This window comes from Isoptericola sp. NPDC055063, assembly GCF_053608125.1.
The window spans coordinates 54,551-69,953 of sequence record NZ_JBSGUW010000021.1; the positions used below are offsets into that span (position 1 = coordinate 54,551).

A 15,403-nucleotide genomic window follows, 5' to 3' on the forward strand; every position below is an offset into this window, starting at 1 on the left:
ATGCGGAAATGTATGCGCAATCACTATCGTGGGACCGCTCGCACGGCCGTGCGGGCGATGTGAGCGGTCAAGGAGTTCCGGTGGCGAAGGCCCCCACGGTGTACGACGTCGCCCAGCGCGCAGGGGTCTCGATCGCGACGGTCTCGCGGGTGCTGCGGCGCCCCGACGACGTCCGCGAGAGCACCCGCACGGTGGTGCACGAGGCGATCAACGAGCTCGGCTACGTCCCGTCGGGCGCGGCGCGCGGGCTCGCCGCGCGCTCGACGGGCGTGCTGGGCCTGTGCTTCCCGGACGTCGACGGCATCGACGAGATCGCCGACCTGCCCGACCCGGTCCGGGTGGGCGAGGCGGTCGAGGTGGTCCGCGACGTCGGCGGCCCGGCCGCGGCCCGCTGGAGCAACCTGTACCTCGGCGAGGTGATGCGCGGCGCCGAGCTGGAGGCGTGGCGCACCGGGCACGCGGTGATGATCGGCGTGGCCCGCGGCCTGCGCCGGGCGGAGGCGGTGAACGAGCTCGCCGGCCGCGTGGACGGGCTCGCGGTGCTCTCGAAGTCGGTGCCCGACGACCTCCTGGCGCACATCGCCCGCCGCGTCCCGGTGGTCGTGATGGCGGGGCCGCCGCAGGAGGACGCCTACGACCACATCTCCGTCGACAACCGGGCGGGCACGCGCGCCCTGGTGGACCATCTGATCGCCGAGCACGGCATCCGCGACCTCGCGTTCGTCGGCGGCCCGTTCGACTCCCCCGACGCGCACGAGCGGTTCCAGGGGTTCCGCGACGCCCTCGGGGCGGCCGGGCTGCCGGTGCCCGACGAGCCGGCGGCGCGCAGCGACTTCACCCGCGACGGCGCGCGCACGCTGGCGCGGCGGATGCTCGAGACCCACGTCACCGGGCGCGGCGGCGGGGCGCGTGGCGGCACGGGCACCTCGCTCCCCCGCGCGCTGGTGTGCTCCAACGACCAGACGGCGCTGGGCTTCCTCGACGTCCTCACCGAGGCGGGCGTGGACGTGCCGGGCGACGTGGTCCTCACGGGCTTCGACGGCATCGACGCGACGCAGGCCTCCATCCCCCGGCTCACGACGGTGAGCCAGCCGATGGTGGAGCTGGGGCGCGCGGCCGTGGAGCTGCTGCGCTCCCGGCTGGCCGACCCGACCTCGGCGGCGGCCACGGTGAACCTCCCCGTGCGGGTGCTGCTGCGCGAGAGCTGCGGCTGCCACTGAGGGCGTCCGGGCGTCTGGCCTCGGGGTTTGTCCGGCGGTTTGGCGCCGCTAAATGTATGCGCATACACTCCCAAGGACGGCGCGCGCCGACCAGGCGCGCACGGGCCCTCGCAGGAGAGGCCTCGACGAAGAGGAGTAAAAGTCCATGACGCGTACAGCGCGCTCGGGGCGGCGTCTGGCCGCCATCGCGGCCACCGTCGCGGTGCTGGCCACGGCGGCCTGCTCGGCACCGGTGCAGAACAAGGGCGACGACGACGGCGCCGCGGGCGGCGCGACGTCGATGCTCATCGCGGCCGACAACGGCTCGCCCACGTTCGACCGGAACTTCAACCCGTACTCGTCCGGCAAGCGCAACACGACGACGTACATGTACGAGCCGCTGGTCGTCATCAACGAGATGAGCGGCGAGGAGACCCCCTGGCTGGCCACGGGCTACGAGCAGCCCGACGCCAAGACCGTCGTCTTCACCATGCGCGACGGCGTGAAGTGGTCGGACGGCCAGCCCCTCACCGCCGAGGACGTGAAGTACTCCTTCGACCTCGTCAAGAAGCACCCCGAGATGGACCTCAAGGGCGTCTGGTCGCACCTGAAGTCCGTCGAGGTCGACGGCTCCAAGGTCGTCGCGCACCTGCAGGCCGAGGACGTGCCCGCCGCGCAGATCATCTCGCAGCAGCTCATCGTCCCCGAGCACATCTGGAAGGACGTCAAGGACCCGGTCACCTGGACCAACGAGGAGCCCGTCGGGTCCGGCCCGTACACCCTCGGCCAGTTCACGCCGAACCAGTACACGCTGAAGAAGAACCCGACGTACTGGCAGGCCGACAAGGTCGCGGTGGACGAGCTCGTGCAGCCCGCCGCCAACTCCGAGCTGGACATCGTCAACAACGGCTACGACTGGGCCTACGCGTTCATGAGCGACGTCGAGGACACCTGGGTCAAGGCCGACCCCGAGAACAACACCTACTGGTTCCCGGCCGGCGCGGCGATCTCGCTGATCCCGAACATGACGAAGGCGCCGTACGACGACGTCAACTTCCGCAAGGGCGTCGCCCTGGCCCTCGACAAGCAGGTCATCGCCGACAAGGCCGAGCAGGGCTACGTCGACATGGCCAGCCAGACCGGCCTCATGCTCCCCAACCAGGAGTCCGTCCTCGACTCGACGATCCCCAACCAGGGCTACATCGAGCAGGACACCGACGCGGCGCTCGCCTCGTTCGAGAAGGCCGGCTACACCCAGAAGGGCAAGCAGCTCGTCGACAAGTCCGGCAAGCAGCTCAAGATCAACATCACCACCCCCAACGGCTGGTCCGACTGGCTGCAGGGCGTGGAGCAGGTCAAGAGCCAGCTCAGCGCGATCGGCATCGACGTCACCGTCGTGCAGCCGCAGCCCGCGGCCTACCAGAAGGAGCTCCGCTCGGGCGACTTCGACATGATCATGGGCACCGTCGGCGGCTCCGGCCAGCCGTTCCAGGACTACAACGGCCTCATGGGCTCCGAGTTCCGCCTCCCCGTCGGCGAGACGGCGGCCGGCAACTTCGGCCGGTTCGAGTCGAAGGAGGCCGACCAGCTCCTCGCCGAGCTGAAGGTCACCACCGACGAGGCGAAGCAGCTCAAGATCACCCACCAGCTCGAGAACATCGCCTACGAGGAGCTGCCGATGGTCGCGCTCTTCTACGGCGGCTCGTGGGGCCTGTTCTCGAACAAGAACTTCACCGGCTGGCCCAGCGCGGACGACCCCTACGCCTCCCCGAAGACGTGGGACTCGACCCCGCTGCTGATCCTCACGCACCTCAAGCCCGCCCAGGGCTGACCCGCCGCCGCCCAGCGCCGCCCCATCACGGGGCGCGCCGGGCGGCGCCCCCGCACGACCCCACCCGACCGACCGACCACCGACCCGGAGGCACCGTTGCGCTACGCGCTCCGCAAGCTCGGCCTGCTGGTCCTCACGCTGTGGGCGGCGGTGACGCTGAACTTCGTCATCCCGCGCCTCATGCCCGGCTCGCCCGCCGACGCGGCCATCGCCAAGCTCGCCCAGAACGGCCCCGTGACGCCGTCGGTGCAGGCGGCGATCGAGGCCCAGCTGGGCGTCCCCGGCGGCAGCATCTGGGACCAGTACGTCCAGTACCTGAACAACGTCATCCACCTCGACTTCGGGGTGTCGTACACCTTCTTCCCGCAGCAGGTCTCCGAGCTCGTCGCGAGCGCCCTGCCGTGGACGCTCATCATGGTGGGCGCGGTGACGATCGTCGCCTTCGTGCTCGGCACGCTCATCGGCATCGGCGCCGCGTGGAAGCGCGGCACCTGGATGGACTCGCTACCCACGGTGGGCGGCAGCTTCCTCTCCGCGTTCCCCTACTTCTGGACCGCGCTGCTCATCGTCTTCTTCCTCGGCTACGTGCTCGGCTGGTTCCCCACCTCGGGCGCCTACTCCGCCACCGCGGTGCCGAACCTGTCGTGGGAGTTCCTCGGCGACGTGCTCTACCACGCCGCCCTGCCCGCGGCCACGATCCTCATCACGTCGCTCGGCGGCTGGATCCTCGGCATGCGCAACACGATGATCAACACCCTCGGCGACGACTACGTGACCTTCGCCGAGGCGAACGGCCTGCGCGGCCGCACGGTCGCGATCCGCTACGCCGCCCGCAACGCGATCCTGCCCAACCTCACCGGGTTCGGCATGGCGCTCGGCGGCGTCGTCGGCGGCTCCCTGCTCGTCGAGCAGGTGTTCGCGTACCCGGGCGTCGGCTACCTGCTGTTCAACGCCGTCACCAACCAGGACTTCCCGCTGATGCAGGCGCTCTTCCTCATGATCACCGTGAGCGTACTGCTCGCGAACTTCCTGGTGGAGATCCTCTACGGCGTCCTCGACCCCCGAACGAGGCGGTGACCCCGATGGCCAACTCCGCTGCTGACCCGACCACCTCCGTGTCCTACGAGACGACGGATCCCGAGGGCCCGGCCCCCGAGTCCGTGCAGGGCCCGACCCGGCCCGCGCGCACCCGCCTCGGCCGCACCGGCCAGGTGCTCGGCCGCGCGTTCGCGACCGTCTGGGCCAACCCGAAGGCCCGCGTGGGCCTGGTCCTGCTGGGCCTGTTCGTCCTCATGGCGATCTTCGCGCCCCTGCTCGCCCCGTACTCCCCGCACGACGACTCGTTCGCCCGCAACGAGCCCGGCAGCGCCGCGCACTGGCTCGGCACCACCGGCGCCGGCGAGGACGTGCTCTCCCAGGTGATCTACGGCGCCCGCGTCTCGCTGCTCGTCGGCTTCGTCGCCGGCGGCCTGTCGACGCTCGTCGCCGTCGCCATCGGCCTGTCGTGGGGCTACCTGCGCGGCTGGGGCAACGACGTCGTCAACTTCCTCGTCAACCTGTTCCTCGTGATGCCGGGCCTGCCGCTGATGATCATCATCGCGGCGTACCTGCAGAACGGCGGGCTGCCGATGATCATCCTGGTCGTCGTCATCACCGGCTGGGCGTGGGGCGCCCGCGTGCTGCGCTCGCAGACGCAGTCCCTGCGCTCGCGCGACTTCGTGACGGCCGCGATCTTCTCCGGCGAGAGCTCCCCGCGGGTCATCTTCCGCGAGATCCTGCCGAACATGACCTCGATGATCGCGGGGTCGTTCTTCGGCGCCGCGACGTCGGCCGTGCTCGCCGAGTCGGGCCTGTCGTTCCTCGGCCTCGGCGACATGGCCACCGTGTCGTGGGGCTCGATGATCTTCTGGGCGCAGAACTCGATGGCGATCCTCACCGGGCAGTGGATCCTGCTGTTCGCCCCCGGCCTGTGCATCGCGCTGCTGGCGACCTCCATGACCCTCGTGAACTTCGGCGTCGACGGGTTGTCCAACCCGCGCCTGCGGGAAGGGACCGGCCGATGAGCCTGCTCGAGATCCAGGACCTGTCCGTCGTCTACGAGCCCCGCGGGGCCGTCCCGACGCACGCGGTCAAGAACGCGAACCTCACGCTCGAGCAGGGCGAGTTCGTGGGCCTGGTCGGCGAGTCCGGCTCCGGAAAGTCGACGCTCGGCTTCGCCGTGACGCGGCTCGCCAAGGCGCCGGCGCGCATCTCCGGCGGCCGCATCGTGTTCGACGGCACCGACATCGCGCACCTGGACGCCGAGGAGCTGCGCGTGCAGCGTCGCGGCGGGTTCGCCATGGTGCTCCAGTCGGGCATGAACGCCCTCAACCCGGTGCGCACCATCGCGCACCACTTCGGCGACATCTTCGCCGCGCACGGGCACGTGCCGAAGGCGAAGCGGCGCCAGCGCGCCGTCGAGCTGCTCGACAAGGTGCAGCTGCCGTCCACCGTGCTCGACCGCTACCCCGGCGAGCTGTCCGGCGGCATGCGCCAGCGCGTCTCCATCGCGCTGGCCCTGTCGCTCGAGCCGCGGCTCATGGTGTTCGACGAGCCGACCACGGCCCTCGACGTGCTGGTGCAGCACGCCGTCATGGACACCATCCGCGAGTTGCAGGCCGCGGAGGGCTTCACGGCCGTGCTCATCTCGCACGACCTGGGCGCGGTGCTCGAGTCGGCCGAGCGCGTCGTCGTCATGCACGACGGCGAGATCGTCGAGGACGGCGCCTCCCGCCAGATCTTCGAGGCCCCGGCGCACCCGTACACGCAGATGCTGCTGAGCCACTACGCCGACCCGCGGGCCGAGGTCGTGGAGCTGCCCGGCTTCGAGCGCAAGGCGCCGCAGGACGAGCACGACGGCGAGGCGCGGGCCGCCGCGCACGACGCGATCGTCGTCGACCACGTGTCGAAGGTGTACCCGCCGCCGCGCCGCGGCGAGAAGCCGGTCACCGCCGTCGACGACGTGTCGTTCCGGCTGGAGCCGGGCGCCGCGATGGCGCTGGTGGGCCAGTCTGGCTCCGGCAAGTCGACCATCGCCAAGATGGTCACGGGCGTGGAGCGCCCGACGTCGGGCACGGTGACGTTCGGCGACCTGCGGGTCGACCGGCTGCGCCGCCGCCGGCTCAAGACGCTGCACGCCGACGTCCAGATGGTCTTCCAGGACCCCTACTCGGCGCTCAACCCGCTGCACACCGTGGAGTACACGCTCACGCGGCCGGTGGAGAACTTCACCGGGCTGAAGGGCGAGGCCGCACGCGAGCGGGTGCTGGAGCTCCTCGAGACGGTGGGCCTCACGCCCGTGGAGCAGTACGCGGCCAAGCTGCCGCACCAGCTCTCGGGCGGGCAGCGGCAGCGCGTCGTCATCGCACGCGCCCTGGCGTCGAACCCGCAGGTGCTCATCGCCGACGAGCCCGTCTCCATGCTCGACGTGTCGCTGCGCGCCGGCGTGCTCGGCCTGCTGGAGGACCTGCGCGCCGGCCTCGGCGTCTCGCTGCTGTACATCACGCACGACCTGCTCTCGGCGCGCGTCATCACCGACCAGATCATGGTGCTGCACCACGGCAAGGTCGTGGAGTCCGGCGGCACCGCGCAGGTGCTGCGCTTCCCCGAGGACCAGTACACGACGCAGCTGCTCGACGCGATCCCGCAGCCGGCGCGCCGGTTCTCCGACGGGGCCGCGTCGTGACGGCGCCCGCCGCGACGGCCGTCCGGCCCGGGACGCCGTTCTCGGTGCTCCCGCTGCCGGACGGCGTCGAGCCGCTCGTGCTCGACGTGCCGGTGGGCCCGCTGACCGCGCTGCGGTCGGTCGTGCCGGACGGCGTCGAGCGCCGCGCGGTGGCCCTGCTCGTGCCCGGGTTCACCGGGTCGCGGGAGGACCACCGGCTGCTGCTGCCGCTGCTGGCGGAGCGCGGCGTCGAGGCGTGGACGTACTCCCAGCGCGGGCAGGCCGACTCGGTCGCGCCGCGCGGGGTGGGCGCCTACCGCCGCGAGGACTTCACGGGCGACGCGCTCGACGTCGCGGCCCTCGTGAGCGCGACGGCGGGGATCGCCACCGGCGACCTCCACCTGCTGGGGCACAGCTTCGGCGGCACCGTCGCGTCGGCAACGGTCGTGCGCGACCCCGCGCCGTTCGCGAGCCTCACGATGCTCTGCTCGGGCCCGCACGGCTGGCCCGGGCGCAAGGATGCCGAGCGCGACCGGCTGCTCGCCGCGGCCGGCCTCGTCGACCTGTGGACCCTCGACAACCCCGGGCTCGCCCGGCGGCTGTCCGAGGACCCGGCCGCCCTGGTCGACCTCGACGCCGACGCCCGCTTCCACCGCGACCGCTCGATCGCGACCAGCACCGACAACCTGCTGGGCGCCATCGACGTCCTCGCCGACGTCCGCGACGTCACGCCCGGCCTGGCCGCCGCCGGCCTGCCGGTGCTGGTCGCGCACGGCGTGGACGACGCCGCGTGGCCGCAGCCGTGGCAGCGCGCCATGGCCGAGCGGCTCGGCGCCCGGTACGCCGTGATCGACGGAGCCGGGCACCTGCCCAACGTCGAGAACCCCGCCGTGACGGCGGACCTCCTGGCCGACTTCTGGACCTCCTCGCGCTGAACCACCACGTGCGCTGAGCCCCCGCGCTCGCGCCTCTGTACACCGCACCGCAACGTAAGGACCATCCCGTGCTGCACTTCCCCGAGGGCTTCCGCTGGGGCGCCGCCACCGCGGCCCACCAGATCGAGGGCAACAACGTCTCCAGCGACTGGTGGGTGCGCGAGCACGCCGCCGGCACCTCGATCGTCGAGCCCAGCGGCGACGCCGCGGACAGCTACCACCGCTACCGCGAGGACATGACGCTCCTGCGCGACGCCGGCCTCGACACGTACCGCTTCTCCATCGAGTGGGCGCGCATCGAGCCCGAGGAGGGCTTCGTCTCCCGCGCCGAGATCGCGCACTACCGCCGCATGGTGGAGACCTGCCTCGAGCTCGGCATCACCCCGATGGTCACGCTGATGCACTTCACGGTGCCGCGCTGGTTCTACGAGGAGGGCATGTGGCGCTCGCCGAAGGCGGCCGACCGCTTCGCCCGCTTCACCGAGCTGGCCCTGCCGATCCTCGGCAACGACGTCGACTACGTCTGCACCATCAACGAGCCGAACATCGCCGCGATGATCGCCGGCGGCGAGGACCCGGCCAACCTGGTGGCCTACGGCCTGCCCGACCCCGACCTGCAGGTCGCGGACACGCTGCTCGAGTGCCACACCCGGTCGCGCGAGATCCTCGCCGGCGTGGGCGGCATCAGCTCGGGCTGGACCGTCGCCACCCAGGACTTCCAGCCCGAGCAGGGCTGCGAGGACGTGGCCCACGAGTACGGCTACCCGCGCGACGACTGGTACCTCGAGGCCGCCCGCGGCGACGACTGGGTGGGCGTCCAGGCCTACACCCGCACCATCATCGGCCCCGACGGCCCCCGCCAGGTGCCCGAGGGTATCGAGACCACCCTCACCGGCTGGGAGTTCTACCCCCTCGCCCTCGAGCACGGCGTCCGCGCCGCCTGGGAGAAGACCGAGGGCGTGCCGGTGTTCGTCACCGAGAACGGCATGGCCACCCAGGACGACGCGCGCCGCATCGACTACACCGAGGGCGCGCTGGCCGGCCTGCACTCGGCGATCCAGGACGGCATCGACGTCCGCGGCTACCTGCACTGGAGCCTGCTGGACAACTACGAGTGGGCCTCCGGGTTCCGCCCGACGTTCGGCCTCGTCGAGTTCGACAAGGAGACCTTCGAGCGCCGCCCGAAGCCGTCGCTCGGCTGGCTCGGCTCCGTCGCGCAGGCGAACGGACTCACCGTCCGCTGACCCGCTCTGCTCCCGGCGGTGGTTCGGGGGTGTTCTTGTCGCGAGGCGTCCATCCGGTCGCTCGTTCCTCGCGACCTCCCGCCAGGCCCATCCAGCCTCGCGACAAGAACACCCCCGAACCACCGTCGTCGTCCACCGGGTCAGCTCCCGGCCGCACTGGAACCGATCAAGGACTGTGAAACTCATGACCCTTCCGTACCGTGATCCGGCTCTGACTGCTGCCGAGCGGGTCGAGGACCTGCTGAGCCGCATGACGCTGCCCGAGAAGGTGGGGCAGATGCTGCAGCTCAACGCGATGGACGACCTCGAGGACATCGTGAGCCACCGGCTGGCGGGGTCGATCCTGCACGCGTCGCCGTCGCGCGTCGTCGAGGCGATCGAGCTCGCGCGCGGCACGCGGCTGGGGATCCCGCTGCTGGTCGCGGACGACGCGATCCACGGGCACGGCTTCTTCCCCGGCGCCACCGTCTTCCCCAGCCAGCTGGGGATGGCGGCCACGTGGGACCTGGACCTGGTGGAGCGCGGGGCGCGGGCGACGGCGGCCGAGGCCGCGGCCACCGGCCTGCACTGGACCTTCTCCCCCGTGCTGTGCGCCACGCGCGACCTGCGCTGGGGCCGCGTGAACGAGACGTTCGGCGAGGACCCGTTCCTCATCGGCGAGATGGGCGCCGCGATGGTGCGCGGCTACCAGGGCGACGGGCTCACCGACCCCACGGCGGTGCTCGCCACGGCCAAGCACTTCGCCGGCTACTCCGAGACGCAGGGCGGCCGCGACGCCACCGAGGCCGACCTCACGCCGCGCAAGCTGCGCTCGTGGTTCCTGCCGCCGTTCGAGCGCGTCGTCCGCGAGGGCGTGCGCACCGTGATGATCGGCTACCAGGCCATCGACGGCGTCCCCATCACCACCAGCCGCTGGCTGCTGCAGGGCGTGCTCAAGGACGAGTGGGGCTTCGACGGCACCCTCGTCACCGACTGGGACAACGTGGGCCGCATGGTGTGGGAGCAGTTCGTCAGCCCCGACCACGCGGCCGCGTCGGCCGCCGCCGTCGACGCCGGGAACGACGTGATCATGGCGACGCCGAAGTTCTTCGAGGGCGCGCAGGAGGCCGTCGCCGACGGTCGCATCGACGAGAGGCGGCTCGACGACGCGGTGCGGCGCGTCCTGCGCCTCAAGGTGGACCTCGGGCTGTTCGAGGACCCGCGCGCGCCGGTCGCCGAGCGCATCGAGGCCGTCGTCGGCTCGGCCGAGCACCGCGACCTCGCCCTCGACGTCGCGCGCGGCTCCCTCGTGCTGCTGGAGAACGACGGCACCCTGCCGCTCGACCCGGCCCGCCCGCTCCGCGTCGCCGTCGTGGGGCCGAACGCCGACGACCCGCACGCGCAGCTCGGCGACTGGGCCGGCGCGTCCGGGCAGGTGAGCTGGATCCGCGACGGGCACCCGCGCGAGCTGACGGAGACCGTGCTGGACGGGCTGCGCGCCGTCGCGCCCGCGTCGTGGGAGGTGACGTACGCCCGCGGCGCGAACGTCGTCGAGCTGGGCCCCGACCCGGACGGCACGCACTACCCCGACGGGCAGCCCCGGCCGCCGGCCGCGCTGCCCGCGCCGTCCGACCCCGCCCTGCTCGCCGAGGCGGAGGACGCGGCGCGCGCCGCGGGCGTCGTCGTCGCCGTGCTGGGCGACGAGGTCGCGCTGGCCGGCGAGGGGAAGTCCACCGCGACCCTGGAGCTCCAGGGCGGCCAGGTGGAGCTGCTGGAGCGGCTGGTGGCGACGGGCACGCCCGTCGTCGTCGTGCTGGTCGCGTCCAAGCCGCTCGTGCTGCCCGCGGCCGTGGGCCGCGCCGCCGCCCTCGTGCACGCCGCCAACCCGGGCATGCGCGGCGGCCGGGCCGTGGCGGAGCTGCTGCTCGGGCTGATCGAGCCGACGGGCCGCCTGCCGATCTCGTACGCCCTGCACGCCGGCCAGCAGCCGGTGTTCTACCACCAGGTGCGCGGCCAGCACGGCACCCGGTACGCCGACCTCACGCAGCGCCCGCCGTATGCCTTCGGCGAGGGCCGCTCGTACACGACCGTCGAGTACTCCGGCCTGGAGCTGGACGCCTCCGACGTCGCGGCCGACGGCGTGGTGCGGGGCCGCGTCACCGTGGCCAACACCGGGACCCGCCCGGCGGTGGAGACGGTGCAGGTGTACGTGAGCGACAAGGTCACCTCCGTGACCTGGGCGGACCGCGAGCTGAAGACCTTCCGCCGCGTGCCGCTGGCGCCCGGCGAGAGCGTGGTCGTCGAGGTCGAGGTACCCGCCGCGGACTGCACCATCGTCGACGCCGACGGCCGCCGCGTCGTCGAGCCGGGCGAGTTCGAGCTGCTCGTCGGCCCGTCGTCGCGCCGCGACGACCTCCTGGTGGCACCCTTCAGCATCGCCTGACGCGACGCCGGTGGGCGGGCGGCGCCGTCGGCTCCTACCGTGGGCGGGATGACGGCCGCCGCCCACCTCGTCCACCACGTCGGCGTGCTCGCCGCGGACTTCGCCGCCAGCGAGCGCTTCTACACCGCGGCGCTGGAGCCGCTGGGCGTCCGGGCGGGGTACCGCACGGACGTCACGGCCGAGTACTGGGTCCCCGGGCGCGACACCCCGAGCGTGTCGCTCGAGACCGCCCCGGCGGCCGCCGAGGCGACCCGGTTCCTGCACCTGGCCTTCGAGGCGCCCGACCGCGCCGCCGTCGACGCGTTCCACCGCGCCGCCGTCGCGGCGGGCGGGACGTCGCGACACGCCCCGCGCTACTGGCCGGAGTACCGCGCCTACACCGCGTTCGTCAGCGACCCGGACGGCAATAACGTCGAGGCCCTCGTCAAGGAGCCGGACCACGCAGCGGCCGGTTGACTCATTACCCCCTAGGGGTATGCTGGGCCCATGACCGACACCGGCGCACCCCTCCCCGACCTCACGACCGACGGCGGGCACCAGCACGACGGGCCGCATGGCTACGCCTCGGACAAGGAGGCGTACCTCAAGCGGATGCGCCGCATCGAGGGCCAGGTCCGCGGCATTGCGCGCATGATCGACGAGGACGTCTACTGCATCGACATCCTCACCCAGGTCTCCGCGGTGACCAAGGCGCTGCAGGCCGTGTCCATCGGGCTCGTCGAGGACCACCTGGGCCACTGCGTCGTCGATGCCGCCAGGTCGTCCGAGGCCGAGGGCGCCGCGAAGGTCAAGGAGGCCGCCGACGCCATCGGCCGCCTCGTCCGCAGCTGACCCACCCCCCACTGAAGGAGCACCGATGAGCACCGTCACCACCCTGGGCGTCACCGGCATGACCTGCGGCAACTGCGTCGCGCACGTCACCAAGGACCTGTCGGCCGTGGCCGGCGTCGAGGACGTCACCGTCGAGCTGCACGTCGGCGGGGCCTCCGAGGTCGCCGTGTTCTCCGACGCCCCGCTCGACGAGGCCGCCCTGCGCGAGGCCGTCGACGAGGCCGGGTACGAGGTCGCGTCGGTCGCGGTCCTCGCCGACGCCGTCGCCGCCCAGCAGGCCGCGCAGGCGCCCGCCCGCCAGGAGGCGCACGACTGCGCCTGCGGCTGCGGCACCGCTTCCGCCGACGCCGCGCCGGCCACGAAGACCTACGACCTGGCCGTGCCCCCGCGCGCCTGAGTCCCTGGCTCCCCGGAGCCACCCCCGCGGACCGCCTGCCGAACCGTCGCCCGCTCGCCCACTCCCCGGACGAGCCGCCGCGACCCAGGCCCTCCGCGCCGCGCCGCCGTCCACCCGACCGGCGCCCCCACCGCGACCCCGCCGCCCCGGGTCGTCGCGGGTGACCTCCACCCAGCACCTCAGGGAGTCACCCCATGAGCACCCCCACGTCCTCGCCGGTCGACCCGGCAGGACCCGCCGCCCCGGCTCCGCCGCCGATCCTCGAGATCGACCTCGCCATCGAGGGCATGACCTGCGCCTCGTGCGTCGCGCGCGTCGAGAAGCGGCTCAACCGCGTGGACGGCGTGACCGCCACCGTGAACCTGCCGCTCGAGAGCGCGCACGTCGAGCTCACCGCGCCCGTCGACGACGCCGCGCTGGTCGAGGCCGTCGAGAAGGCCGGCTACGGCGCCCGCGTCACCGCGCGCCGTGACGTCGCGCCGCCCGCCGTCGCCGCCGCGCCGTCACCCGCGCCCGCGCCTGCGCCGCAGGAGGTCCAACAGCACGCCGAGCGGGCCGCCGCGCCGCCCGCCGACGCCCGCGGCACCGACCTGCGCCGCCGGCTGGTCGCGTCGGCCGTCCTCACCGTGCCCGTGGTGGCGCTGTCGATGATCCCCGCGCTCCAGTTCACCGGCTGGCAGTGGGTCGTGGCCGCCGCGGCGCTGCCCGTCGTCACGTGGGGCGCGTGGCCGTTCCACACCGCGGCGGCGCGGGCCGCCCGGCACGGCGCGTCCACGATGGACACGCTGGTCTCGCTCGGCGTCATCGCCGCGACCCTGTGGTCGCTGTGGGCTCTCACGCTCGGCGGAGCGGGCGAGCTCGGGATGCGGATGCGGCCGTCGCTGATCCCGTCCGAGTCCGGCGGCACGCCCGAGCTGTACTTCGAGGTCGCGGCCGTCGTCACGACGTTCCTGCTCGCCGGCCGCTACGCCGAGCACCGCTCCCGCCGCCGCGCCGGAGACGCGCTGCGCTCCCTGCTCGAGCTGGGCGCCAAGGACGCCGAGCGCGTGCGGCTCACCGCCGACGGCACCCCCGTCGTCGGGCCCGACGGCGGCCGCGTCACCGAGCGCGTGCCGGCGGGCGACCTCGCCGTGGGCGACGTGTTCGTCGTGCGGCCGGGCGAGAAGGTCGCCACGGACGGCGAGGTGGTCGAGGGCGGGAGCGCCGTCGACACGTCGCTGCTCACCGGGGAGCCGGTGCCCGTGGACGTCGGCCCCGGGGACGCCGTGACCGGCGCGACCGTCAACACGTCCGGCCACCTGCTGGTGCGCGCCACCCGCGTGGGCGAGGAGACGACGCTCGCGCAGATCGGGCGGCTCGTGTCGCAGGCGCAGACCGGCAAGGCCCCCGTGGCCCGGCTCGCCGACCGCATCTCCGCCGTCTTCGTGCCGATCGTCATCGGGCTGTCCGTGCTCACGCTCGTGGGCTGGCTGCTGGCCGGCGCGGACCTGCAGCTCGCCTTCACCGCCGCCGTCGCGGTGCTGATCATCGCCTGCCCGTGCGCCCTCGGGCTCGCGACGCCCACCGCCCTGCTGGTCGGCACCGGCCGCGGCGCGCAGCTCGGCATCCTCATCAAGGGCCCGGAGATCCTGGAGTCCACCCGCCGCGTCGACACCGTCGTGCTCGACAAGACCGGCACCGTCACCGAGGGCCGTATGCGCGTCGAGCGCGTGCTCGTCCCCGAGCTGTCAGGACCACGAGCAGGTTCTGACGGTCCTGGCCCTGACAACTCGCGGGAGCGGGAGGTGCTGGCGTACGCCGGCGCCGTCGAGGCCCTCAGCGAGCACCCGATCGCCCACGCGGTGGCCGCCGCCGCACGCGAGCTGTCAGGGCCACGAGCAGGTTCCGGCGAGCCTGGCCCTGACAGCTCGGGCGGGACGGGGGCGGACGGCGTCGGGATCGGCGCGCTGCAGGCGTTCGACTTCCACGCGACGCCGGGCGGCGGGGTCGAGGCGGTCGTCCGTCGGGCGCACTCCGGCCTCGCGGGGCTGGCCGCGGACGGCGGCCTGAACGCGCGGCGTGTCCTCGTCGGGCAGCCGTCGTGGCTGGCCGGGCAGGGCGTCGCGTTCGACGGCGACGGCAGGGACGGGCTGGCGGCCGGGTTCGCCGATGCCGAGGCGACAGGCGCCAGCGCCGTCGTCGTCGCGTGGGACGGCGCCGCCCGCGGCGTGGTCGTGCTGCGCGACCCGGTGAAGGCGACGTCCGCCGAGGCCGTCCGCGAGCTGCACGACCTCGGCCTGCGGCCCGTGCTGCTCACCGGCGACGGCGAGGGCGCGGCCCGCGTCGCCGCCCGCGAGGTCGGCATCGCGGACGAGGACGTCATCGCCCGCGTGCTGCCGCAGGACAAGGCGGCCGTGGTCGCCCGGCTGCGGTCCGAGGGCCGCGTCGTGGCGATGGTCGGCGACGGCGTGAACGACGCCGCGGCGCTGGCCACCGCCGACCTCGGCCTGGCCATGGGCACCGGCACCGACGTCGCGATCGAGGCCAGCGACATCACGCTGGTGCGCGGCGACCTGCGCTCCGCCCCGGCGGCCGTCCGGCTGTCCCGCGGCACGCTGCGCGTCATCAAGCAGAACCTGTTCTGGGCGTTCGCGTACAACGTGGCGGCCATCCCGCTCGCCGCGGCGGGGCTGCTCAACCCGATGATCGCCGGGGCGGCGATGGCCGCGTCGTCCGTCATCGTCGTCGGCAACTCGCTGCGCCTGCGCCGCGCCGGCTGACCCCGAGGTGTTGTGAGCGGGCGTTTGGCCCCTGTTTCATGCTCCCAAACACGGACAAAACCCCCCCCACTAAAAAACCCCC

12 protein-coding genes are annotated in these 15,403 nt (G+C 73.2%); all 12 read left to right on the forward strand.

Going from position 1 to position 15,403, the window contains the following annotated elements; translation table 11 throughout:
* The first annotated feature begins 80 nt into the window (after window positions 1-80).
* Window positions 81-1,220, forward strand: a complete 1,140-nt coding sequence (locus ACWF41_RS20595; protein WP_380324976.1) for a LacI family DNA-binding transcriptional regulator — start codon at window positions 81-83, stop codon at window positions 1,218-1,220.
* A gap of 145 nt (window positions 1,221-1,365) precedes the next feature.
* A complete protein-coding gene (locus ACWF41_RS20600; protein ID WP_380324974.1) occupies window positions 1,366-3,030 on the forward strand; it encodes an ABC transporter substrate-binding protein in 1,665 nt (554 codons plus the stop codon).
* Window positions 3,031-3,126: 96 nt separating this feature from the next.
* On the forward strand, window positions 3,127-4,107 hold the full coding sequence (locus ACWF41_RS20605) for an ABC transporter permease (protein WP_380324972.1): 981 nt from the start codon (window positions 3,127-3,129) through the stop codon (window positions 4,105-4,107).
* 5 nt (window positions 4,108-4,112) lie between these two features.
* Window positions 4,113-5,093, forward strand: a complete 981-nt coding sequence (locus ACWF41_RS20610; RefSeq protein WP_380324969.1) for an ABC transporter permease — start codon at window positions 4,113-4,115, stop codon at window positions 5,091-5,093.
* Window positions 5,090-6,754 (forward strand): ABC transporter ATP-binding protein, encoded by a 1,665-nt coding sequence (locus ACWF41_RS20615; RefSeq protein ID WP_380324966.1) that lies wholly within the window; start codon window positions 5,090-5,092, stop codon window positions 6,752-6,754. The genes ACWF41_RS20610 and ACWF41_RS20615 overlap by 4 nt, the downstream gene beginning before the upstream one ends.
* Window positions 6,751-7,668, forward strand: a complete 918-nt coding sequence (locus ACWF41_RS20620; RefSeq protein WP_380324963.1) for an alpha/beta fold hydrolase — start codon at window positions 6,751-6,753, stop codon at window positions 7,666-7,668. The genes ACWF41_RS20615 and ACWF41_RS20620 overlap by 4 nt, the downstream gene beginning before the upstream one ends.
* A gap of 68 nt (window positions 7,669-7,736) precedes the next feature.
* Complete coding sequence (locus tag ACWF41_RS20625) at window positions 7,737-8,912, forward strand: glycoside hydrolase family 1 protein (RefSeq protein ID WP_380324960.1); 1,176 nt, start codon at window positions 7,737-7,739, stop codon at window positions 8,910-8,912.
* 184 nt (window positions 8,913-9,096) lie between these two features.
* On the forward strand, window positions 9,097-11,334 hold the full coding sequence (locus ACWF41_RS20630) for a glycoside hydrolase family 3 N-terminal domain-containing protein (RefSeq protein ID WP_380326089.1): 2,238 nt from the start codon (window positions 9,097-9,099) through the stop codon (window positions 11,332-11,334).
* A 48-nt stretch (window positions 11,335-11,382) separates the two neighbouring features.
* Window positions 11,383-11,790 (forward strand): VOC family protein, encoded by a 408-nt coding sequence (locus tag ACWF41_RS20635; RefSeq protein ID WP_380326092.1) that lies wholly within the window; start codon window positions 11,383-11,385, stop codon window positions 11,788-11,790.
* A gap of 30 nt (window positions 11,791-11,820) precedes the next feature.
* On the forward strand, window positions 11,821-12,165 hold the full coding sequence (locus tag ACWF41_RS20640; RefSeq protein WP_380326095.1) for a metal-sensitive transcriptional regulator: 345 nt from the start codon (window positions 11,821-11,823) through the stop codon (window positions 12,163-12,165).
* Between the two features lie 25 nt (window positions 12,166-12,190).
* The gene (locus tag ACWF41_RS20645; protein ID WP_380326098.1) at window positions 12,191-12,562 is read left to right on the forward strand and encodes a heavy-metal-associated domain-containing protein; all 372 of its coding nucleotides are present in this window, start codon (window positions 12,191-12,193) and stop codon (window positions 12,560-12,562) included.
* A gap of 194 nt (window positions 12,563-12,756) precedes the next feature.
* A complete protein-coding gene (locus ACWF41_RS20650; protein ID WP_380326101.1) occupies window positions 12,757-15,321 on the forward strand; it encodes a heavy metal translocating P-type ATPase in 2,565 nt (854 codons plus the stop codon).
* Window positions 15,322-15,403: the final 82 nt, after the last annotated feature.